Below are 21,498 nucleotides of genomic sequence, written 5' to 3'. Positions count from 1 at the left end.
ATGAATGTGTGTGGAACCGTTAATGGAATTGCGATTTTTATAGTTTATTGTGTAAATTTAATTTCTTGCTTCTGAAGTGTTGACGTGTAAAATAATTTTATGATAAAATAAAAATTTTGCTAAAAAACTAAAAGTATGTTAAGCTTGAGAAGGTTACCATATATGGAGGTGGATTATTTGTTTCAAATTGGCGATAACATTGTTTATCCAATGCAGGGAGCAGGTATAATTAAAGCCATAGAAGAGAAGGAAATCTCAGGAGAAAAACAACAGTATTATGTTATAAAAATGTCGGCTAGTAATATGGAACTAATGATTCCAGCAGGGAGAATATTGAATTCGAATATACGTCCAGTTACGGATATAACCGCATTAGCACACATAATGGATATTTTTCAACATGGGGAATCAGATAGATTACTTACGTGGAAACAAAGGTATAAATTGAACACTGATAAAATAAAGACGGGTAAAATGCAAGAAGGTGCTGAAGTTGTGCGTGATTTAATGCGTATACAGAAAGAAAAAGCACTTAATGCAAGCGAAAAGAAGATGTTAGATAACGCATATGAATTTTTGATTAGTGAACTGGGATTAATTGAAGGTATCACAGAAAATCAGATAAAAAGCTTTTGTTAAGGTTCATTACAAATAATGTATTATATCCCAAAAAAGATCTTGAATTTTTTGGGAACATAATTATAGAAAATTTATCATTTCAAAGACATTCAACTCTTTCAAACCACTTTTAGAGCATTACCTCTATTGTTATTACTACAATCAAATCCATTTTTATTTTTTAATTTCATTTATGAATGTTCGAAGTTTAATTGAATACTTCGATAAAATAGTTACTTGATTTTTGCAATCCTGATTCACACTGGCACGGACGAGGAGCCGTAAGGATGAAAGAGAGGTAGGGCTTTCATTGTTTTAGGTATATAAGTTATTATTTTTAGAAGAATACTGAACCATTTTCACTTCTATTGATAAGGTGCTTTTTTATTAAAGAGATAAACGAATTGACAGCCATATATGGTCAACAAAAAAGGTTTCCTCCTAAGGAAACCTTTTTAATATTATTTATAGCGTTTTGTTTTTTGAATATTCGAATTTTTTATTTTAAAGTCGTAAAAATTGACGTTACTATCTAAAAGTAAGTATGATGCGATTATAGTAAGATTTTTTAGGGGGAAGAAAAATGACAAGTTCAAGTAATAAAGCAGCGAGTATTTATGAAGGAACAAATGTAAATGCTGGGGGATTTTTTGAAAACGTTGAAGAAACAAAGTTGTTTGATCCAATTCAAGTTGGAGCTTGGTCTCTTCGTAATCGTATAGCGATGGCACCGATGACAAGATGCTTTGCAGATAATGAGACTGGAGTAGTTGGTGCGGATGTAGTGGAGTACTACAGAAAACGTGCTGCGGATGGAATTGGACTAATTATTACAGAAGGAATTGTCATTAGTCCGAGAGCAAAAGGAAACCCAGGAGTACCAGGTATTTATACACAAGAACAAATCGATTCTTGGAAACCTGTTACAGAGGCAGTACATAAAGAAGGCGGGACGATTATTGCTCAAATATGGCATGTTGGGCGTATGAGTCATCATGAAATAATTGGTGGTCAAATGCCACAAGCGCCGTCGGCTATCGCTGCAGAGGGAAATGTTCCACGCTTTCGTAAACCGTTTGATATGCCAGAAGCAATGACGTTAGAAGAAATACAAGAAGTGATCGATCAATACGCACAAGCTGCGAAAAATGCGATCGAAGCTGGATTTGATGGAGTAGAAATTCACGGTGCACACGGATATTTAATCGATCAATTTACGTATGAGTTTGCGAATAAGCGAACAGATAAATATGGCGGTGATTTAAAACAAAGGTTAACGTTTATGAAAGAAGTAACGGCAGCTGTAATAGAAGCTGTTGGAGCTAATAAAACACTTCTTCGTTTCTCTGCTTTCAAAGGTGATAATCCTACTTATATGTGGGAAAACCCTGAGTTTGCAATTGAAACGTTCATAAATATGTTTAAAGAGGTTGGATTAACGATGATCCATCCTTCAACGATGAATTATACCCAAGAGATTGCTGACGGAAAGAATTTTCATCAACTAGTAAGAAAATATTGGGATGGTACGATTGTTGGGGTTGGTAATTTAAATCCGAAAGAGGCCGAAGAAGCGTTGCAAGAAGGAACGATTGATGTAGCGGCATTCGGAAGACCGTTAATTGCTAATCCAGACTTTGTTCATCGAATTAAACACGCTGAAAGTTTAGTTGAATATGACGCGAAAGAGCATCTTGTTACGTTAGTATGAATAAAGATAAAAGGAGAACACATCTAGTGTTCTCTTTTTATTATGGAATTTCATAGGGGGAAGCGGGATGAGTGAAACGCTACTCGTTATTATTAGTATATTACTATTTTTAATGTTGCTTTTAATCGTCTTTTTTATCATTACATTTTTTATAAAAAAACGAACACATCATTCTATTTTAAAATTACATCCGTACTTAGGAAGAATGCGCTACTTACTGGAAAAGATAGGGCCTGAATTTCGACAATATTGGTTTGATCATGATACGGATGGAAAGCCTTTCTCACGTTATGATTTTCAAAGTGTTATGTTTTTAGCGAAATATCGCTCTGAAATACTTGGTTTTGGATCAAAACGAGATTTTGAAGCTTCTGGATATTATATTGCTAATACATTATTTCCGATATTAACGGAGGAATTAAGTGTGAATCTCACGCAAGAGCGAGAAGGTAAAAAGTACGTGATTCATAAAGAAGGGTTATTTTCAAGAAGAGAAAAATTGACAGCGGATACAACGAATCTTTGGCTGTACGAAGAAGATGATGCAATTATAGTCGGTGAGAACCGTAAATATCCGTGGAAGCTACATGGCATGTTTGGTGCATCTGCGACTTCTTATGGTGCGATTGGAGAAAATTATATTTTAGCGAGTGGTCTTGGAGCAAAAATGGCAGGCGGATCGTGGATTAATACGGGTGAAGGTGGTGTTATTCCAGAACATTTACATACAGGAGCGAATATCGTTGCGCAAATTGGTCCAGGGTTATTTGGATACCGTGATGAAGACGGTAATTTTTCAATGGGAAAATTCATGGAGAAAGTGAAAGAAAGTAATATTAGAGCATTCGAATTGAAATTTGGGCAAGGTGCTAAAATACGTGGTGGTCATTTAGAGGGGCAAAAAGTAAATGAGAAAATTGCGTTTGTTCGCAACGTCCGAAAGGGAGAGACGATTAATTCACCGAATCGATTTTCATTTTTAAAGAATGCAGCGGATACACTTTATTTTATTCAACAGTTGCAAGAAAGCGGCGGTAAACCAGTTGGAATGAAAATTGTAATTGGTCAGCAGAAGCCTTTGGAAGATTTAATAAAAACAATGAAAGAACTAAACATTTATCCAGATTTTATTACAATAGACGGTTCAGAAGGCGGGTCAGGGGCAACGTATAAATCGATGGCAGATTGTATGGGACTGCCGCTTATTCCAGCATTACTTACATTTATTGATACAGCAAACCATTATGGTGTTCGTAACAAGTTTAAAGTATTTGCATCGGGTAAATTAATCACACCAGATAAAGTAGCGATTGCTTTAGCGATTGGGGCGGATGCTGTAAGTTCAGCCCGCGGATTTATGATGGCAAGCGGCTGTATTATGGCCCTTCAATGTAATTCTGGCCAATGTCCATCTGGTGTAGCCACGACGAATCCGCATTATCAAAAAGCGTTAGATCCGTATGAGAAGAAGTGGCGAGTCATGAATTATATTATTAGTATGAGATATAGTTTATTTTCATTAGCGGCAGCGGCGGGAGTGAAGAGCCCGCGCCATTTAACTAGAGAGCATATTGTGTTTAAAGACGAGGTGGGGAGAGTAGTTCCTCTTTCGGAATTGTTTCCTATAGTAAATCAAACCTAAAAGTATATTTGATATGTAAGATTTTTTTAAGGAATAATCATATTTTTGGAAAAATTAGGAGTATAATAGGGAAGTATTTTTAAAAATGACTATTTTTAGGGAGAGATTCACTTGCAACAAGGTTCTTACAGTATTACAATTTTTTTACTCGTCATAGGGCTCGTTATATTTAGACGCATGCGCTCTATGAATCGACCAATTAATAATAAAGGAAGACGACTACTATTGCCATTATTTTTCTTATTACCAGGTTTTTCTTTATACGCAGCACCGATACAACTTGCTGGTTGGCAAATTTGTATAGCTGCTGGGATCGGACTGCTATTGTCAATTCCACTTATTATTTTAAGTGGGTATGAAGTCAGAGAAGATGGTCAAATTTATGCAAAAAAAAAGTATCGCTTTTATTGCTACATTTTTAGTTATCGTTCTTTTACGTGCTTATTTTAGAAGACATTTACAAGGTCTAGATCCAAAGTCAATCGGCATTCTTTTCTACACTCTTGCGGTTTGTTATATAGTACCTTGGCGTATTGGATGTTATATGAAATTTCGTAAAGTATATGTAGAGAAAGAGAAAATTGAGACGTCAATAAGCTAAAAGTCATACATTTGTATGGCTTTTTTCTTTTAAAATTTATCGGGTAAACGAATGAAAATAAGGTGTGAAAAAACACCGTTTAATTTTCCGAATATTATTACTTTAATTCCTTAAAAAATCATTGTAATCCACTGGGATAAAGGCGTTTATAAAGGTTTTCACATGTAATAAAAAGTGCTCGTTCACTTGAAAGAACAAAAAATGTTTGTTAAGGTAGGGAACCATAAGCGAAAACAAGAAAATAGAAAAAGTCATTTTTCGAAATTTTGAATGGCTTATGGACTAAGGGAGAGATTTGGTGAAGATTGAAATTATGGTATCGCTTGCTATTTATATGGCAGGTATGTTGTATATCGGATATTGGTCTTATAAGAAGACATCCGATTTATCAGATTATATGTTAGGCGGGAGGGGACTCGGTCCAGCAGTTACAGCTTTATCAGCTGGTGCTTCTGACATGAGTGGTTGGATGCTAATGGGATTACCTGGTGCGATGTATGCAACAGGATTATCAAGTGTATGGATTGCGATAGGTTTATTAATAGGTGCGTATGCAAACTATTTAATCATTGCCCCGCGTTTACGAACGTATACAGAAGTGGCAAATGATTCAATTACGATTCCAGACTTTTTAGAGAATCGGTTTAAAGATCGTACGAAAATACTTCGTTTTGTCTCCGCTATCGTCATTTTAGTATTTTTCACATTTTATGCGTCGGCTGGTTTAGTTTCAGGTGGACGTTTGTTTGAAAATTCTTTTAACCTTGATTATAAAATTGGTTTATTTGTAACAGTGGGTGTCGTTGTTGCGTATACACTATTCGGTGGCTTTCTAGCCGTAAGTTGGACGGACTTTGTGCAAGGTTGTATTATGTTTATTGCGCTTGTATTAGTGCCAATTGTTGCTTTTACGGATGTCGGTGGTGTAACAGAAACATTTAATACGATTAAGCAAGTCGATGCATCGCATTTGGATATGTTTAAAGGGACTACAGTATTAGGGATTATTTCCTTTTTAGCATGGGGCCTTGGATATTTTGGTCAACCACATATTATTGTCCGCTTTATGGCAATTACCTCTATTAAAGATTTAAAAACTTCTCGTAGAATCGGTATCGGTTGGATGACGATTTCAATTATAGGTGCAATGCTTACTGGTCTAATTGGTATCGCCTATTATGCTAAAAATAATGCGATATTACAAGACCCAGAAATGGTCTTTGTAACATTCTCAAATATTTTATTCCATCCATACATTACAGGATTTTTATTATCAGCTATTTTGGCTTCGATTATGAGTAGTATTTCCTCACAATTACTTGTTATTTCAAGTGCAGTAACGGAAGACTTTTATAAAACATTTTTCCGTCGTAACGCAAGTGACAAAGAACTTGTATTTATCGGTAGATTATCAGTATTAGTAGTGGCTATGATAGCAGTTGTTTTAGCGTATCATCCAAGTGATACAATTTTAACACTTGTAGGTTATGCTTGGGCAGGATTTGGTTCAGCATTTGGACCCGCTATTTTATTAAGTTTATATTGGAAGAGAACGAACAAATGGGGCGTTCTTGCTGGTATGATTGTCGGTGCAGTAGTTGTTATAGCATGGGTACAAATTCCAAGTTTAAAAGCAATTATGTATGAAATGGTACCTGGATTCTTCTGTAGTTTATTAACTGTTATCGTTGTAAGTTTATTAACGAAAGAACCCGTTAAGGCAGTTCATCGTGAATTTAATGAGATGGAAGCAGTACTGGAAGAAGAAACGAAATGATTTGAAAAGAGAGTAGACGGTGAATAACGTTTACTCTCTTTTCTTTTTAAATGAAATAAGTAACTTATTGACAAAGAAAAGTAAGTAACTTATAATAAGTATTGAGGTTGAGATAAATGACATTCTAAATCAAGTTTTATTATGATTTTAGAGTGAGTAAATGTTTTTTGGAAACTATCTTGAAATCGAGATAATCCCGATAAGTTAGACGCTAATGTGTAATTTTGTAATTAATATCTCGAATTCGAGATAAAATTATTATAACGGATTTTACTTTGTAGCATGGACAAAATGAATAATGAATTTAAATGTAAAAGAATTTTTATAATGAAATAAAAAAGGAGTGGAAGAAATGGAAAAGAAAACAATGGGAATCCATCACATTACAGCGATTGTAGGGCATCCACAAGAAAATGTAGACTTTTATGCTGGTGTATTAGGGTTACGTTTAGTGAAACAAACAGTGAATTTTGATGATCCAGGTACGTACCATCTTTATTTTGGAAATGAAGGAGGAAAGCCTGGAACAATTATTACGTTTTTCCCATGGGCAGGTGCTCGTCAAGGTATTATTGGGGACGGTCAAGTAGGAATTACGTCTTACGTTGTACCAAAAGGTACAATGGAGTTTTGGGAAAATAGATTAGAAAAATTCGATGTTTCGTATACAAAAATGACTCGTTTTGGAGAGCAGTATTTAGAATTTGATGATCCGTATGGTTTGCATATAGAATTAGTTGAAAGAGAAGCAGGCGAATTAAACAATTGGAGTTTTGGAGAAGTTACACCAGAAGTAGCAATTAAAGGGTTTGGAGGTGCTGTTCTTTTATCTGCACAGCCTCAAAAAACAGCTGAATTGTTAGAACATATTATGGGTCTTGAAAAAATTGGAGAAGAGGGCGAATTTGTTCGATTCCGTTCTTCTGCTGACATTGGAAATATTATTGATTTGAAATTATCAACAATCGGTCGTGGCCAAATGGGCGTTGGCACAGTTCATCATATTGCCTGGAGAGCGAGTGATGATGCTGATCAGCTAGACTGGAAAGAGTATGTGTCGCGTTTTGGATATCACGTAACTCCTGTACAAGATCGAAATTATTTTAACGCGATTTATTTTAGAGAACATGGTGAAATCTTATTTGAAATTGCAACAGATCCTCCTGGTTTCGCTCATGATGAATCGTTAGAGACGATGGGTGAGGAATTAAAGTTACCGGAACAATATGAACAACATAGAAAACAGATTGAACAAACGCTTTTACCATTTGAAGTGAGAAATTTAGATTAAAGTGATTGGAGGGGGAACAGGATTATGATGAAACATGTTTTTCAAAAAGGAAAAGATACGTCAAAACCAGTGTTGTTATTACTTCATGGCACAGGTGGTAATGAATTAGATTTACTACCACTTGCAGAAATAATTGATCCGGAAGCGTCGGTATTAAGCGTTAGGGGAAATGTGTTAGAGAATGGGATGCCGCGTTTCTTCCGCCGATTAGCAGAGGGCATTTTTGATGAAGAGGATTTAATTTTCCGTACGAAGGAATTAAATGAATTTTTAGATGAAGCGGCTAAAGAATATAAATTCGATAGAAATAACATTGTAGCTATCGGTTATTCGAATGGGGCAAATATCGCAGCAAGCTTATTATTCCATTACGAAAATGCATTGAAAGGTGCTGTGCTTCATCACCCAATGGTACCAAGAAGAGGAATTCAATTAGCAAATTTAGCAGGGAAATCTGTGTTTATTGCTGCTGGGACAAATGACCCAATTTGTTCATCAGCAGAGTCAGAGGAATTGAAGGTACTATTAGAAAATACAAATGCGAATGTAACAATGCATTGGGAAAATCGAGGGCATCAATTAACGATGGGTGAAGTAGAAAAAGCAAAAGAGTGGTATGACAAAGCATTTTAAAAAAAGAAGCATCTGCTAACGATTAGCAGATGCTTCTTTTTTATTTAAGACTGGATTGCAAGATGAGATGAAGAAAGTGGTAGCTCAATATCAACAATCGTACCTTTATTTAATTCGCTTGAAATGTGTAATTTACCATGATGTTCTTCAATTATTTTGTAACACATCATTAATCCTAGTCCTGTGCCTTTTTCTTTTAAACTATAAAAAGGTTCGCCTAGACGGGAGATACGATCTTCTGGAATGCCACAACCTTCATCGATAATTCGTATTAAGATGAAATTATCCTCTAATGGTTTTGTTTGGATGAAAATATTTCCGCCATTTGGCATCGCTTCTATCGCATTTTTTAATATGTTTATAAAAACTTGTTTTAATTGGTTACCGTCACATTGAATATCATATACGTAATCAAAATGATCCATGATGATATGAACGCTATGCATAATTGCAGTCGGTAAAATAAATGTAACTACCTCTTCAATTAAAGTTTGTATGTTACAAGTTTGGATAGATAATACTTGTGGCTTAGACATCGCCATAAATTGACTCGTGATGGATTCCATTTGTGAAATCTCACTTAACATAACATCGATATACCATTTTTGCTCCTCATTTATTTCAGGGAGGAGCAACGTTAGAAAACCTTTTAGAGAAGTGAGTGGATTTCGAATTTCATGGGCAATTCCAGCTGTCAGTTGTCCGACTACTGCGAGCTTCTCAGATTTTCGTAATAACTTTTCAGTTTCTTTTAGCTCAGTAACATCTCTCCCCATCACGATAAGACCTTTGCGAGAACCGTCAGGATGATAAAGCGGGACTTTTGATATACTTAAGATTAGATCGAAATCATCTCTATGTATAATAAATTCCTCGCCATGAAGAATTTGTCTTTGTTGCCATGCTAGTTCATCAATTTCTTCACAATGTAAAAAAGCTTCTCGGTATGCTTCATTATATTGAATGAGTTCGCTATCTTTTTTCCCGTGGTAAGGTACATGATGGAAATTGAAGCAAGAAAGTGCGTAATCATTTGCCTCAAGCCAGCGCCCTTCATGATCTTTAAAAATAACAAACGCAGGCATGGAGTTTACTAATGTACGTAATCTCTTCTCACTTTCTTTTAGCATATTCTCAATTCTTTCTGATTTTTCAAGCGGCTTCATAATAGCATATACGCCAGTAAGACGATTTTGAACAAAAATAGGAACTAGTTTTGTCACAACATCTAATAAGAATCCATTTTTATGATAAATAGATAAGATATACTCTTGTTGATTATCCGCTTCAGTATTCTTTATATTTTGTAATACTTGCTCAGAAATATGGGCTTCTAAAATAGAGGTAATATTTTTCTGTTCCAATTCTAAAGAAGTGTAACCTAATATTCTTTCGGCAGAAGGATTTATATGTAGAATAACTCCTTCTAAATTTAATGAAATAATACTATCAGGATTGTGTTCGAACAGAGATGCGTACATTTCTGTTAATGAACGATCTTGTATATGGTTTCGCAAACGTCTCGAAATGTTCGGATGACGTTTTTTTTGAGTTGGTGAATATTTTTTACGACTCATAATAGTTCCTCCGTACAAATAGCATCTAAAAAGATTTGTCTATTCATAACTATAATATAGATGTAATGTGTATTTCTATAAAAAATGGAAGTTATAGAATAAATTTTGTTTTTTTTTATTTTTTGCAAGGTGAATGCAGGATGGTAATAAGGGGAGCTTATATTGTTTTATAAACCTTTTGTAAGTTACAGACGGCTGTTTTCCGTATAACATTAGGGTAGAGGAGGGGGAGAGAAAATGAAAAATTATATTCAAGGGATTGATCACGTGCAAGTAGCTGCACCTGTAGGGTGTGAAGAAGAGGCGCGTGATTTTTATGGGAATACGATTGGTATGGAAGAAATTCCAAAGCCAGAAGAGTTGAAAAAACGAGGTGGATGTTGGTTTAAATGCGGAAATCAAGAAATCCATATTGGTGTCGAGCGGAACTTTACACCAGCTAAAAAGGCTCATCCAGCTTTTTATGTGAATGAAATTAATGAATTTAAGCAAACACTTATAGAGCAAGGTGTTAAAGTGATTGATGATTATGCACGGCCAGATGTAATTCGATTTTACGTGTCAGATCCATTTGGAAACCGAATTGAATTTATGCAAAATAAAGACTAGGTGGATTCCCACCTAGTCTTTAACTTCTTCTGAAAAGTCCTAACACTTCTACAGTTTCTGTAATATTAACGAATGCATTCGGGTCGATTTCAGAAATTGTTAGTTTCATACTTGCTAATTCTTCACGAGAAACGACGGTCATAAGTACACGCTTTTTCTCGCTTGAATAAGCACCTTCGCCATCAAGTAACGTTATTCCACGTACAACAGTTGAAAGAAGTTGTTTTTTCATTTTTTCTGCTTCATTTGTTACAATCATAAGTGTAACTTTACGATGTTTTGTATGAACAGCATCAATTACTTTACCAGTTACATAAATTGAAAGTAAGCTTGTAAGTGCAACATCCCAGGTGAAGAAGAATCCTGCGATTATTACAACGACTGCATTTAAAATAATAAGGAATCCGCCAAGTTTAATGTCTCGCTTGCGGGATAAAAGCATACCGATAATATCAAATCCACCAGTGGATCCATTACAGTTAAAAACAAGACCAATACCAGCTCCGGCGATTACACCTCCGAAGATAGAAGATAACAATGGATCTGTTGCTACGACTTTTACTGGAACGTAGTATAATGCAACAGATAATACAACTACAGAGACAACTGTGTTAAAAATTACTTTTTTCCCAAGACCTATGTACCCTAAAATAAGGATAGGTAAGTTTAATACAAAGTTAATAATGCCTGTGTTTACAGGGGTTACAATCCCTAAAATAATAGCAATTCCGCCAATTCCACTACTTAAAATTTTGTGGGGGATAAGGAAAAGATTAAAGGCAACCGCAATAATAATAGAACCGATAATAACACCAAGGAATCTGACCATTTCTTTCCCGTCCTTCACTGAAAAATTCATATTATTTCAAGATTATATATGATATTGAAAGTTTTGGGTAAAAACAGTTTATTTAGGTAAATTAGATTAATCAAAAGAATTTGAGTATTTTATCATTTGAAAGGGGATACAGTTGTGAAGATAAAAACATATCAACAGAAAAGCCCGTTGAAGCAAGAATGTGAGGATTCTTATTTTTGTAATAAAGAAAAAAAGATTTATGGTGTATGTGACGGTGCAACACCACTTGTCCCGTTTCGTGATGAAAAGGGACATAATGGAGCATACATCGCTTCGCATTTATTTGCAAGTTATTTTACTGTATTACGAGAGAATCATAGTTTACAATTTGCAGTTGCCAAAGCAAATGAAGCATTGCAAAGCAAAATGTTAGAATATGAAGTAGACACGAGAAAAAAAGAGCATTTGTGGTGCACATGTATCGCGGCAGTCCAAATAGTTGGTGAGAAAATTGAATATGCGCAGCTTGGGGACTGTATGATTGTCGCAACTTTTCAAAATGGAACGATGCAAGTATTAACGAAAGACACAGTTGAAGGAATTAGTAAAAGAGCAAAAAAGAAGAGGGAAGAAGATCGTAAAAAAGGGTTATCTGTACCAGAAGAATATGTTTTTCAAGATGTTCGAGAACAGTTAAAATACAATCGTTATCTTGCAAATATGCCAAATGGTTATTCAGTTGCAAATGGAATGAAAGAAGCGATACATTATTTACAACATGGTGAATTACATACAGATGAAGTGAGTGGGATTTTTATTTGTTCAGACGGGTTATTTCACCCAGATTGGTCATTAGAACAAACTGTTGCATATATAAGAAAGAATAGTATAAACGAATATATAGCAATTATTGAAGAGCTAGAAGCGGAAAAGAGAATAAGGCCAGATGATAAAACGATTATTATGATTGATTTTTAAGAGGAGGCAGTTCAAATGGAAATTAAACGTGTCAATCTAACATTTCAAGATGAATTAGTTCCTTTAGAAAAAGTAAACAAACTGATTATTCACCATACAGCTGAAGATGGATGGGACGTGTATAAAACGCATGAATTTCATCAAACTGTAAGGGGGTGGAGCGGAATTGGTTACAACTATTTTATCGAAAAGGATGGAACTGTAGTGGAAGGGCGAGGTTTACATATTGGAGCGCACGCGAAAGACCATAACCGTCATACAATTGGAATATGTATGACGGGAAATTTCGATAAATATGATCCCACTCCTGCACAAGTGAATGCATTATATTCTTTATGCAAAATGTTTATGAAGCAATTTGCTATAAAGAAAGAAAATATACTAGGTCATAGGGAGTTAGAAGGAGTTACAAAAAGCTGTCCTGGTAATCGTTTTTCTATGGTAGAGTTAAGGAAGATATTATCTTAAATATAGAGGAGTAACAACGATGATGAATATAAAAATACCAAATGATAAAAAAGAAGAGCTTGTAGCGCAAATTCAGCAATTTTTCATGGAAGAAGATCTAGATGAAATTGGGCGTTTCCAAGCAGAGCGTTTAATAGAAGAAATGATTAAATTAGTTGGACCATTTGCATACAATCAAGCAATTGGAGATGCAAGAAAGCTTGTAAGTGAGAAATTAACGAATATGGAAGAAGATTTATACGTGTTAGAAAAAAATGAAGGGAAATAAAAAAAGAGCCGATGGGCTCTTTTTATTTTTCTTTCTTATGTTCCTTATATTCATGTACTTTTTCTTTCACATTACCAACTGTATCTTTAGCAGTGCCTTTCACCTTATCCCATTTTCCTTCAGCTTGTAATTTCTTATTGTCAGTTACTTTCCCAACAACTTCTTTTACTTCACCTTTTACCTTATCAATGGCACCTTCTACTTTTTCTTTTAAACCATGATCATGTTTAGTCATACATTTCTCCTCCTTGTAGTTTGATTAGAATTCTCTTTTCATATTGCAAGTTGAATGATGTATCTAGTAATAGCGTAACAAATCTAGTTTGAATATTCAAATGATTAATAGGATAGAAAGGAATTGTCATAAAATGTTTAAAAATGTAACGGAAGGAGAAATAAAGTAAATTATAATATGTCTTTTGCGGTCCATATTGATTTTGTATAAGCGATTTTCATGTGAGCACGTTCCATGTTATTTTGACTGCCGCTACCGAACCTTGCTTGTCCAACTATTAAAGTACAATTGGATTCAATAGCTGTCTTAATTCGTTTTTGAATTAATGCAGTATGACAGCCTTTACGCTGAAATTCTGGCAAAGTAGCAGAAGCAGCTAATGATGCGACACCCTTATTTATATACAGGACACCAATACCAGCAGGGATATTTTGAACTTCAGCTATGAAAAAATGCCACCCTGGTTCATTGTAAAGAATTTCATTATTTTGGCGCACGCTATCTTTTGTAAAGGATGGCATATTAAATCCACGTACATAAATGTCTGCAAAAATATCAAACTCATTTTCTTTTAGTTTTCGTATTGTAATATTAGAAGGAAGAAGTGATGAACCCTCTCTCGGTATACTATACAAAGCAGTATGGAAGCTAGATTGATAAAACCCTTTTTGAGATAAGTATTGAAATAATTCAGTTGTACCTTGTGCTGGGGTAATTTCAAAACGACAAGGGATTTGTAGTGATTCATAATAAGAAATGATTGCATCAATCGCATCTGCATTTGTAATACCTTTTACTGTATTAAAAGCAGGACCAGCAATTATTTTTGATGAAAAGGCAGTGGCGCTACCGAATTTTTTCATTTGCACTTGCATTGGGTTTCCGCTTATTGTTTGTAGTCTCTCTAATCTAGAAGAGAGCATGTCAATTTCTGCATTTTCAATTTCTGTTGCTATATCGAGTGTCATAACAGTAGTCATAAAATTCCTCCGTTAATAAATATATTTCATAGTACATATACGATTTTTGTTTTGAGATTCCTGTTGAAATGTGAGAGAATAAGAGTTTTTTTGGAAGGGAAATGGAAGTGAGCTGTCGAAGGGAGTGGAAACAGATTAAAGGTGGTGCTCTCATGAAACAAAAAACCGTGCAGACATGCTCTAATTGTGGTTCTCAAAACATAGGAGAAGGTGAGTTTGTCGGATATGCACAAATACGGAAAAAGGAAACGATGTTCACATCTTCACCGGTGGATGCGTATATTTGTACAGATTGTGGGAATATCCTTCTATTAAAAGTACGACATTATGAAAAGTTTAAGCAGAAGCCGTTATGATCATTGAGAAATGGTCATATCCAACGTTGTATACGAAACGACTTATGTTAAGGAAAATGAATATGAGTGATAGTTTACATATATATGAGTATGCTACAGATAAAGAGATGACAACTTTTACTGTATGGGATGCTCATCGATCGTTATGTGACACATATAACTATGTAGAAGAAATTGTGGGGCAATATAATGAAGGGCAAGTAGCACCTCTTGGAATTGTATTAAAAGAGGAGAAAAAACTTATAGGCATGTGTGGATTTATAAAATATGATTTGGTCACACATACAGCAGAAATTGCATACGCCTTATCTCGAAAATATTGGGGAAGAGGATTAGCCACGGAGGCTGCATTAGCTTTTTTCTACTATGGTTTTCATGAGTTGCATCTTAATAGTATTGAAGCGGGATGTGATTCAGAAAATGAAGCATCTGAAAAATTAATGAAACGTTTGAATATGGAGTACAAATATACAATTCAGAAGGATATGTTTATTAAAGGTAAGAATCGCGATACAAAAAGATATTGTATATCTAGAGAAGGATATATGAATCAATGAAATATCTTACATTGAAAAACTCCTTTAAATGAATCAAGGAGTTTTTTTATTTTGATAACAACAAATCGGAGTTTATCTTTTTGTTCGTGTGTTAGGAGTATGGGAGATATATCGAATTTTAGTAGAAAATAAGGAATACAGTAATCGTTTTATTTTTAAACTGAAAAAGAAAGTAAGAAAAAAGGTAGATAGTTTATCGTTCTGAATTATTTCCAAAGAAATAATTCAGAAAATACAGAAAAATGTCGTAATCATTTGCGGAAGTCTGTTATAATAAACGGAAAAATGAAAACGCTTTAAAGGGGGATGTAACCAATATGATGATGAATGTACCGCTAACAATTAGTTCTATGATGGAAAGAGCAGAAAAGTTATTCTCAAAGAAAGAAATTGTTTCTCGTACACATGATACCATTACGACATTAACGTATAAGCAGCTAGGAGAAAGGACGAGAAGACTTTCTAGTGCGTTAAAAAAGCTTGGGATTAAGGAAGGCGAACGTGTAGGAACGTTAGCGTGGAATCATCATCGACATGTGGAGGCGTATTTTGCTATTCCTGGTATTGCTTCCGTTTTACACACAATTAATATTCGTTTATCTCCTCAACATATTTCATACATTATTCAGCACGCAGAAGACCGAATTCTACTTATAGATGAAGATCTCGTACCGCTTGTTGAAAATATTCAATCACAATTATCAACTGTACAAGCTTACATTATTATGACTGATAAAGATGAACTCCCAAACACTACGCTGAAGCCTGTATATCATTATGAAAAGCTATTAGAAGAAGGCGATCCCAATTTCCAATTTGTAAAAGATATTGATGAAAATACACCAGCTGGTATGTGTTATACGTCAGCGACTACAGGAAATCCGAAAGGTGTTGTATATACGCATCGTAGTACTGTACTGCATTGCATGGCACTCGGTTTAGCGGATACAGCTGCTTTATCGGAAAGTGACGCGGCGATGGCAATTGTACCGATGTTCCATGTGAATGCTTGGGGACTTCCTTTCGCTGCTACTTGGTTTGGATCAAAACAAGTTCTTCCAGGACCGATGTTTACGCCGAAAATTTTATTAGAAATGATCCAATCTGAAAAAGTGACGTTAGCTGCCGGTGTGCCGACAATTTGGCTCGGTGTATTACAAGAGTTAGAAAATAATAGTTATGATTTATCTAGTATGACGAGAATACTATGTGGTGGTGCAGCCGCACCGAAAAGTGTTATTAAAGCATTTGAACAGAAACACAATGTTCCTTTCATCCATGCATATGGTATGACCGAAACAAGCCCACTCGTAACACTTGCACGTTTAAAAAGTTATGAAACAGAATTATCGTATGAAGAGCAATTAGAAATTAGATCAAAGCAAGGGTATCTTGTCCCTGGTGTAGAGATGAAAGTAGTCGGTACAAATGGTGAAGTGAAGTGGGACGGTACGGAGATGGGAGAACTATGTTTACGAGCACCTTGGATCGCTGAAAGCTATTATAACGATGATCGTACTGTCGAAGGTTTTCGCGATGGATGGTTATATACTGGTGATGTTGTCACAGTGGATGAGGAAGGTTGCGTGAAAATTGTTGACCGTACGAAGGATGTTATTAAAAGCGGGGGAGAATGGATTTCTTCGGTCGATCTTGAAAATGCTTTAATGGCACATGATGCTATATTTGAAGCGGCTGTCGTTGCAGTTCCTCACCCTCAGTGGCAAGAGCGACCAATTGCCTGCGTTGTTCAAAAGAAAAATAGTACGGTTACAAAAGAAGAAATATATGAGTTTTTAAAACCACAGTTTGCGAAGTGGTGGTTGCCAGACGATATTGTCTTTATGGAAGAAATACCGAAAACATCTGTTGGGAAGTTTTTAAAACAGGCGCTTCGGAAAGAACTGGAGCATTTGCATAGAGAGAAATAAGTGAACTTCTATTTGTAAACTCTAATACATTAATGGTTGACAAAAGAAGAATGGAAAGATAATATGATTTTTATGATATGTTACCTAAAATAAATTTTAAGTTTACAAATAGGAGAAGCAAATATGAATACAAAAAACTTAGTTTTTGTCGCTTTATTTAGTTCTATTATGGGAGTGTTAGGGTTAATACCTCCGATTGCTCTTTCTATTACACCAGTTCCAATTACATTGCAATCACTCGGTGTTATGCTTGCGGGTGGGTTGTTAGGATCACGTCTAGGTGCGTTAAGTCAGCTTATTTTCTTACTTATTGTAGGAGTTGGAGCACCATTGCTTGCTGGTGGACGCGGTGGCCTTGGTGTATTTGTTGGACCAAGTGCAGGATATTTACTTGGTTACATCATTGGGGCGTTTGTTATTGGTTATTTAATTGAGCGTTTACGTGAAGTTTCTATTATAAAAGTATTATGTATTAATATAATTGGTGGTATTTTCGTAGTTTATGTATTTGGTATTACTGTACAAGCGTTCTTAATGGATGTTTCTGTATGGGAGACAATGAAAGTGAGTGCTGTGTTTTTACCAGGGGATTGTATAAAAGCAATTATTGCAGCAGTTCTCGTAACAAAATTACATCGTTCATTGAAACATATTATTACGCCCGCTTTAAAGAATGGAAAATATACAAATGCGGGATGATAAAGGGAAGAAACACGTTAATTGCGTGTTTCTTTTTATTATTATTGTAAAGAAAGGACGTCTCATATGGGGATTACAAAAGAATATAAAAAGCATGCCTCTTTACAACCAAATAAAATAGCGATAAAGGAAAATGATAGAGTTTTAACATATAAAGAGTGGTTTGAATCAGTTTGTAAAGTAGCAAGCTGGTTAAATGAAAAAAAATCGAAGAATAAAACGATAGCAATCCTATTAGAAAATCGTATAGAGTTTTTACAACTATTTTCTGGTGCCGCTATGGCCGGGTGGGTTTGTGTTCCGTTAGATATAAAGTGGAAACAAGATGAGCTCAGAGAAAGAATTGAAATTAGTAATCCGGATATGATTGTGACAGAACGATATAAGGTGAATGATCTATTGGATGAAGAAGGAAGAGTAATTGAAATTGATGAGTGGAAAAGAATGATAGAGAAATATCTTCCTACATATTCCACTGTAGAAAGTGTACAACATGCTCCTTTTTATATGGGATTTACATCAGGATCAACAGGAACAGCAAAAGCATTTTTACGTGCACAGCAATCGTGGGTTCATAGTTTTGATTGTAATGTACATGACTTTCATATGAAAAGGGAGGATTCAATTTTAATAGCTGGGACGCTCGTTCATTCTCTTTTCTTATACGGGGCAATAAGTGCATTATATGTAGGACAAACAGTGCACATTATGAGAAAGTTCTTTCCAAATCAAGTATTAGATAAGTTAGAAACTGAAAATATATCAGTTATGTATACAGTTCCGACAATGCTTGAATCTTTATATAAAGAAAGTAGATTAATAGAAAATAAAGTGAAAATTATTTCGTCAGGAGCGAAATGGGAAGCTGAAGCGAAAGAAAAAATAAAGAATATATTTCCTTATGCGAAAAGATATGAATTTTATGGTGCATCAGAGTTAAGTTTTGTAACAGCACTAGTCGATGCAGAAAGCGAAAGAAGGCCAAATTCAGTAGGAAAACCTTGTCATAATGTGCAAGTTCGAATATGTAATGAAGCAGGCGAAGAAGTACAAAAAGGTGAAATAGGAACTGTTTATGTGAAAAGTAATCAGTTTTTTATGGGATACATAATAGATGGGGTTTTAACACGGGAGTTGAATGCAGAAGGTTGGATGACAGTGCGAGATGTAGGCTATGAAGATGAAGAAGGCTTTATATATATTGTTGGTAGAGAGAAGAATATGATTTTATTTGGAGGAATCAATATTTATCCAGAAGAAATAGAAAGTGTATTACATGAACACCCAGCTGTTGATGAAATAGTTGTAATTGGTGTGAAAGATAGTTACTGGGGTGAAAAGCCCGTCGCGATCGTAAAAGGAAGTGCTACGAAACAACAATTAAAGAGTTTTTGCTTACAGAGATTATCCTCTTTTAAAATACCGAAAGAATGGCATTTTGTAGATGGAATACCTTATACAAATAGTGGGAAAATCGCTCGTATGGAAGCAAAAAGTATGATTGAAAACCGGGAGAAAATATATGAATAGAGCAGTCATTGTAGAGGCGAAAAGAACACCTATTGGTAAGAAGAATGGGATGTTAAAAGAGTATGAAGTTCAGCAATTAACAACGCCGCTTCTTACGTTTTTAAGTAAAGGGATTGAGAGGGAAATAGATGATGTCATATTAGGTAATGTTGTTGGGCCAGGAGGGAATGTTGCGAGACTATCTGCTTTAGAGGCGGGACTTGGCTATCATATTCCTGGTGTAACGATTGATCGGCAATGTGGTGCTGGTTTAGAAGCAATTCGAACTGCGTGTTATCTCATTCAAGGCGGGGCAGGTAAGTGTTATATCGCCGGGGGAGTAGAGAGTACAAGTACGTCACCTTTTCAAAAAAGAGCACGATTTTCACCTGAAACAATTGGTGATCCTGACATGGGAGTAGCGGCTGAATATGTTGCAGAACGTTATAATATAACGAGAGAAATGCAAGACGAGTATGCTTGTCTTAGTTATAAGCGGACACTGCAAGCGTTAGAAAAAGGATATATACATGATGAAATATTTTCTTTTAATGGATTATTAGATGAATCTATAAAGCCAGAAATGAATTATGAACGAATCATTAAAAGAACAAAGCCCGCATTTTTACAAAATGGAACAGTGACGGCAGGTAATTCATGTGGTGTAAATGATGGGGCATGTGCTGTTCTTGTAATGGAAGAGGGACAAGCCCGAAAGTTAGGTTATAAACCTGTCCTTCGTTTCGTTCGTAGTGCTGTAGTGGGAGTGGATCCCAAGCTTCCAGGGACTGGTCCGATATTTGCGGTGAACAAATTATTAAACGAAATGAATATGAAAGTAGAGGACATCGATTATTTTGAAATAAATGAAGCATTTGCTTCAAAGGTTGTTGCTTGCGCAAAAGAGTTACAAATCCCGTACGAAAAAGTAAATGTAAATGGTGGAGCAATTGCGCTCGGTCATCCGTACGGTGCATCTGGTGCTATGCTTGTAACACGTTTGTTTTATCAGGCACAAAGAGAGTCTATGAAATATGGAATTGCTACATTAGGAATTGGAGGCGGGATAGGGATTGCGCTATTATTTGAGAAAGTAGAAGACTAGCGAGGTAACTAGTTTTCTACTTTTTGAGGAACATAAATATTGCTACCAGGCTTCGCTTTCATTTCGTTCCAAGCAGCAATCGCATCAGCTTTTGCTTTCCCTTTATTATTTGGATCTTCGAAAAAGTCACGAGTAAAGCGATTGTATTCAAATTGTGTACCGATAGTTGTTTTGTATGTAGGGTCTTTTTTTCGTTCGTTTTCTTCATGCCAAAAAGCTATCGCGTCTTCATATGTTTTTCCAACATTCTCTTTGAAAAATTTTTGAAGAGCTACTGTAAAGCGAAAGTTTGTTCCGATTTTTTCTTTGAAAAAAGCACGAACATCTTCGCTACAGCGGTGATTGTTAGTAATAATCGTTTGAAGAGAAAGGTCTTTATAGGATAGGGAAGTTTTACTCACCTTTTGAACAGAGCTGTTTTTTAATATTTTACCAGTAGTTAAATAATGTGAGATACAATCGGTTATTTCGATCTTAGAGCCACTAGCTGGCAACCCATTCTCACGACAAAATGTTTGGAGTTCTGCTTTTAACCAATAATAGTTTTGGAAATCTTCAAGTGATATAGACTTTGTTAAAGGTGGACGCATGAATGTAACAACTACTTTCTTCCATAATTTCCTTCAATTATAAAACATATGTTCTTTTTATGGAAGGGTTAATTTGTAAATATAATGGGAAGAGGAGATTGCATATGGAAAATGTAATGCAAGTTCGTGTTACAGGAATTTTAATTGAAGATGAAAAGGTATTGCTAGTAAAGCAAAAAGTGGCTAATCGAAATTGGTCTTTACCTGGAGGAAGAGCAGAGAATGGCGAAACGTTAGAGGAAGCAATGATTCGAGAAATGAGAGAAGAGACAGGGTTAGAAGTTAACATTCAGAAGCTACTCTATGTTTGTGATAAACCAGATGCTCGCCCGTCTTTATTACATATAACGTTTTTGCTTAAAAGGATTGAAGGTGAAATTATGCTACCTTCTAACGAGTTTGATCATAATCCAATTCATGATGTGCAAATGGTGCCGATTAAAGATTTAAGTCATTATGGTTTTTCGGAAACTTTTATCAATCTTATAAGTGAAGGTTTTGTAAATGCAGGGAGTTATCAAGGTTTGAAACAAAATATAGGTCTGTAAATATAGGGGAAGGATA

At 35.3% G+C, this 21,498-nt stretch carries 22 protein-coding genes and 2 pseudogenes; 19 read left to right on the top strand and 5 right to left on the bottom strand.

The features are described 5' to 3' along the window. Positions 1-177: 177 nt before the first annotated feature. From ACTFN4_RS00635 to ACTFN4_RS00605, 7 genes and pseudogenes are all read left to right on the top strand, one after another. Positions 178-639, top strand: a complete 462-nt coding sequence (locus ACTFN4_RS00635) for a CarD family transcriptional regulator (protein WP_170317877.1) — start codon at positions 178-180, stop codon at positions 637-639. A 562-nt stretch (positions 640-1,201) separates the two neighbouring features. Next, on the top strand, positions 1,202-2,329 hold the full coding sequence (locus ACTFN4_RS00630) for an alkene reductase (protein ID WP_000204580.1): 1,128 nt from the start codon (positions 1,202-1,204) through the stop codon (positions 2,327-2,329). A gap of 67 nt (positions 2,330-2,396) precedes the next feature. Continuing rightward, positions 2,397-3,971, top strand: coding sequence for an FMN-binding glutamate synthase family protein (locus tag ACTFN4_RS00625; RefSeq protein ID WP_000005167.1), 1,575 nt, complete (start codon positions 2,397-2,399; stop codon positions 3,969-3,971). A 111-nt stretch (positions 3,972-4,082) separates the two neighbouring features. After that, positions 4,083-4,572 (top strand): annotated as a pseudogene (locus tag ACTFN4_RS00620) (CcdC family protein). 298 nt (positions 4,573-4,870) lie between these two features. After that, complete coding sequence (gene putP / locus ACTFN4_RS00615; protein WP_000687595.1) at positions 4,871-6,349, top strand: sodium/proline symporter PutP; 1,479 nt, start codon at positions 4,871-4,873, stop codon at positions 6,347-6,349. Between the two features lie 352 nt (positions 6,350-6,701). Next, the gene (locus tag ACTFN4_RS00610) at positions 6,702-7,640 is read left to right on the top strand and encodes a ring-cleaving dioxygenase (RefSeq protein WP_439962026.1); all 939 of its coding nucleotides are present in this window, start codon (positions 6,702-6,704) and stop codon (positions 7,638-7,640) included. A gap of 24 nt (positions 7,641-7,664) precedes the next feature. Beyond that, complete coding sequence (locus ACTFN4_RS00605; protein ID WP_439962025.1) at positions 7,665-8,273, top strand: alpha/beta hydrolase; 609 nt, start codon at positions 7,665-7,667, stop codon at positions 8,271-8,273. Between the two features lie 44 nt (positions 8,274-8,317). On the opposite strand, the gene ACTFN4_RS00600 is transcribed toward ACTFN4_RS00605, so the two are convergent. Beyond that, positions 8,318-9,850: a BA3702 family sensor histidine kinase gene (locus ACTFN4_RS00600; RefSeq protein ID WP_000087650.1), complete on the bottom strand. Its 1,533-nt coding sequence runs from the start codon at positions 9,848-9,850 to the stop codon at positions 8,318-8,320. Positions 9,851-10,087: 237 nt separating this feature from the next. Between ACTFN4_RS00600 and ACTFN4_RS00595 the strand changes: the two genes are divergently transcribed. Further along, the gene (locus ACTFN4_RS00595; protein WP_000800772.1) at positions 10,088-10,459 is read left to right on the top strand and encodes a VOC family protein; all 372 of its coding nucleotides are present in this window, start codon (positions 10,088-10,090) and stop codon (positions 10,457-10,459) included. 19 nt (positions 10,460-10,478) lie between these two features. On the opposite strand, the gene ACTFN4_RS00590 is transcribed toward ACTFN4_RS00595, so the two are convergent. Further along, positions 10,479-11,288 (bottom strand): YitT family protein, encoded by an 810-nt coding sequence (locus tag ACTFN4_RS00590; protein WP_000251344.1) that lies wholly within the window; start codon positions 11,286-11,288, stop codon positions 10,479-10,481. A 126-nt stretch (positions 11,289-11,414) separates the two neighbouring features. Between ACTFN4_RS00590 and ACTFN4_RS00585 the strand changes: the two genes are divergently transcribed. The 3 genes from ACTFN4_RS00585 to ACTFN4_RS00575 are packed head-to-tail and all read left to right on the top strand — an operon-like array spanning position 11,415 to position 12,972. After that, the gene (locus ACTFN4_RS00585; protein ID WP_069461620.1) at positions 11,415-12,236 is read left to right on the top strand and encodes a protein phosphatase 2C domain-containing protein; all 822 of its coding nucleotides are present in this window, start codon (positions 11,415-11,417) and stop codon (positions 12,234-12,236) included. Positions 12,237-12,251: 15 nt separating this feature from the next. Beyond that, positions 12,252-12,704 (top strand): peptidoglycan recognition protein family protein, encoded by a 453-nt coding sequence (locus tag ACTFN4_RS00580; RefSeq protein WP_000404000.1) that lies wholly within the window; start codon positions 12,252-12,254, stop codon positions 12,702-12,704. A gap of 19 nt (positions 12,705-12,723) precedes the next feature. Beyond that, a complete protein-coding gene (locus tag ACTFN4_RS00575; protein ID WP_000981066.1) occupies positions 12,724-12,972 on the top strand; it encodes a DUF2164 domain-containing protein in 249 nt (82 codons plus the stop codon). Positions 12,973-12,994: 22 nt separating this feature from the next. Here the strand turns inward: ACTFN4_RS00575 and ACTFN4_RS00570 are convergent, their stop codons facing one another. Together ACTFN4_RS00570 and ACTFN4_RS00565 are read right to left on the bottom strand one after the other, a co-directional pair. Continuing rightward, positions 12,995-13,207, bottom strand: a complete 213-nt coding sequence (locus tag ACTFN4_RS00570) for a CsbD family protein (RefSeq protein ID WP_000160410.1) — start codon at positions 13,205-13,207, stop codon at positions 12,995-12,997. A 170-nt stretch (positions 13,208-13,377) separates the two neighbouring features. Next, the gene (locus ACTFN4_RS00565; RefSeq protein ID WP_000214343.1) at positions 13,378-14,187 is read right to left on the bottom strand and encodes a GNAT family N-acetyltransferase; all 810 of its coding nucleotides are present in this window, start codon (positions 14,185-14,187) and stop codon (positions 13,378-13,380) included. A gap of 152 nt (positions 14,188-14,339) precedes the next feature. Here ACTFN4_RS00565 and ACTFN4_RS00560 point away from each other — a divergent pair, with 152 nt between their 5' ends. The 7 genes and pseudogenes from ACTFN4_RS00560 to ACTFN4_RS00530 all read left to right on the top strand — a co-directional run bounded on the left by ACTFN4_RS00560 (position 14,340) and on the right by ACTFN4_RS00530 (position 20,344). Further along, positions 14,340-14,543, top strand: coding sequence for a hypothetical protein (locus ACTFN4_RS00560; protein WP_000810948.1), 204 nt, complete (start codon positions 14,340-14,342; stop codon positions 14,541-14,543). Next, entirely contained in the window at positions 14,540-15,100 is a 561-nt protein-coding gene (locus ACTFN4_RS00555; protein WP_439962024.1) for a GNAT family N-acetyltransferase, read from the top strand. The genes ACTFN4_RS00560 and ACTFN4_RS00555 overlap by 4 nt, the downstream gene beginning before the upstream one ends. A gap of 64 nt (positions 15,101-15,164) precedes the next feature. Continuing rightward, positions 15,165-15,305 (top strand): annotated as a pseudogene (locus tag ACTFN4_RS00550) (helix-turn-helix domain-containing protein); the annotation flags it as partial. A gap of 112 nt (positions 15,306-15,417) precedes the next feature. Next, entirely contained in the window at positions 15,418-17,031 is a 1,614-nt protein-coding gene (locus tag ACTFN4_RS00545) for a long-chain fatty acid--CoA ligase (protein ID WP_000980172.1), read from the top strand. 123 nt (positions 17,032-17,154) lie between these two features. Next, positions 17,155-17,730, top strand: coding sequence for a biotin transporter BioY (locus ACTFN4_RS00540; protein WP_001093334.1), 576 nt, complete (start codon positions 17,155-17,157; stop codon positions 17,728-17,730). Positions 17,731-17,796: 66 nt separating this feature from the next. After that, entirely contained in the window at positions 17,797-19,260 is a 1,464-nt protein-coding gene (locus ACTFN4_RS00535; protein WP_439962023.1) for an acyl-CoA synthetase, read from the top strand. Beyond that, on the top strand, positions 19,253-20,344 hold the full coding sequence (locus ACTFN4_RS00530; protein WP_001078008.1) for an acetyl-CoA C-acyltransferase: 1,092 nt from the start codon (positions 19,253-19,255) through the stop codon (positions 20,342-20,344). Before ACTFN4_RS00535 ends, ACTFN4_RS00530 begins: the two co-directional genes overlap by 8 nt. A gap of 8 nt (positions 20,345-20,352) precedes the next feature. Here ACTFN4_RS00530 and ACTFN4_RS00525 read toward each other — a convergent pair whose 3' ends face one another. Next, on the bottom strand, positions 20,353-20,934 hold the full coding sequence (locus ACTFN4_RS00525) for a DUF6434 domain-containing protein (protein ID WP_001247747.1): 582 nt from the start codon (positions 20,932-20,934) through the stop codon (positions 20,353-20,355). Positions 20,935-21,038: 104 nt separating this feature from the next. On the opposite strand from ACTFN4_RS00525, the gene ACTFN4_RS00520 reads away from it, so the two are divergent. After that, the gene (locus tag ACTFN4_RS00520; RefSeq protein WP_000432568.1) at positions 21,039-21,482 is read left to right on the top strand and encodes an NUDIX hydrolase; all 444 of its coding nucleotides are present in this window, start codon (positions 21,039-21,041) and stop codon (positions 21,480-21,482) included. The last annotated feature ends 16 nt before the right edge of the window (positions 21,483-21,498 follow it).

Source organism: Bacillus cereus group sp. MYBK95-2 (assembly GCF_051915225.1).
In the GTDB taxonomy this organism is placed as follows: domain Bacteria; phylum Bacillota; class Bacilli; order Bacillales; family Bacillaceae_G; genus Bacillus_A; species Bacillus_A cereus.
Note: the sequence above shows the minus strand (reverse complement) of the source record. Positions and strands in the feature narration are given on the sequence as shown.

What these genes read in the sequence shown, in the direction of transcription:
- ACTFN4_RS00630 (WP_000204580.1), top strand. Translation starts at nt 1,202, where the DNA reads ATGACAAGTTCAAGTAATAAAGCAGCGAGTATTTATGAAGGAACAAAT.
- ACTFN4_RS00625 (WP_000005167.1), top strand. Translation starts at nt 2,397, where the DNA reads ATGAGTGAAACGCTACTCGTTATTATTAGTATATTACTATTTTTAATG.
- ACTFN4_RS00610 (WP_439962026.1), top strand. Translation starts at nt 6,702, where the DNA reads ATGGAAAAGAAAACAATGGGAATCCATCACATTACAGCGATTGTAGGG.
- ACTFN4_RS00605 (WP_439962025.1), top strand. Translation starts at nt 7,665, where the DNA reads ATGATGAAACATGTTTTTCAAAAAGGAAAAGATACGTCAAAACCAGTG.
- ACTFN4_RS00600 (WP_000087650.1), bottom strand. Translation starts at nt 9,850, where the DNA reads ATGAGTCGTAAAAAATATTCACCAACTCAAAAAAAACGTCATCCGAAC.
- ACTFN4_RS00595 (WP_000800772.1), top strand. Translation starts at nt 10,088, where the DNA reads ATGAAAAATTATATTCAAGGGATTGATCACGTGCAAGTAGCTGCACCT.
- ACTFN4_RS00590 (WP_000251344.1), bottom strand. Translation starts at nt 11,288, where the DNA reads ATGGTCAGATTCCTTGGTGTTATTATCGGTTCTATTATTATTGCGGTT.
- ACTFN4_RS00580 (WP_000404000.1), top strand. Translation starts at nt 12,252, where the DNA reads ATGGAAATTAAACGTGTCAATCTAACATTTCAAGATGAATTAGTTCCT.
- ACTFN4_RS00575 (WP_000981066.1), top strand. Translation starts at nt 12,724, where the DNA reads ATGATGAATATAAAAATACCAAATGATAAAAAAGAAGAGCTTGTAGCG.
- ACTFN4_RS00570 (WP_000160410.1), bottom strand. Translation starts at nt 13,207, where the DNA reads ATGACTAAACATGATCATGGTTTAAAAGAAAAAGTAGAAGGTGCCATT.
- ACTFN4_RS00565 (WP_000214343.1), bottom strand. Translation starts at nt 14,187, where the DNA reads ATGACTACTGTTATGACACTCGATATAGCAACAGAAATTGAAAATGCA.
- ACTFN4_RS00560 (WP_000810948.1), top strand. Translation starts at nt 14,340, where the DNA reads ATGAAACAAAAAACCGTGCAGACATGCTCTAATTGTGGTTCTCAAAAC.
- ACTFN4_RS00555 (WP_439962024.1), top strand. Translation starts at nt 14,540, where the DNA reads ATGATCATTGAGAAATGGTCATATCCAACGTTGTATACGAAACGACTT.
- ACTFN4_RS00545 (WP_000980172.1), top strand. Translation starts at nt 15,418, where the DNA reads ATGATGATGAATGTACCGCTAACAATTAGTTCTATGATGGAAAGAGCA.
- ACTFN4_RS00540 (WP_001093334.1), top strand. Translation starts at nt 17,155, where the DNA reads ATGAATACAAAAAACTTAGTTTTTGTCGCTTTATTTAGTTCTATTATG.
- ACTFN4_RS00535 (WP_439962023.1), top strand. Translation starts at nt 17,797, where the DNA reads ATGGGGATTACAAAAGAATATAAAAAGCATGCCTCTTTACAACCAAAT.
- ACTFN4_RS00530 (WP_001078008.1), top strand. Translation starts at nt 19,253, where the DNA reads ATGAATAGAGCAGTCATTGTAGAGGCGAAAAGAACACCTATTGGTAAG.
- ACTFN4_RS00525 (WP_001247747.1), bottom strand. Translation starts at nt 20,934, where the DNA reads ATGCGTCCACCTTTAACAAAGTCTATATCACTTGAAGATTTCCAAAAC.
- ACTFN4_RS00520 (WP_000432568.1), top strand. Translation starts at nt 21,039, where the DNA reads ATGGAAAATGTAATGCAAGTTCGTGTTACAGGAATTTTAATTGAAGAT.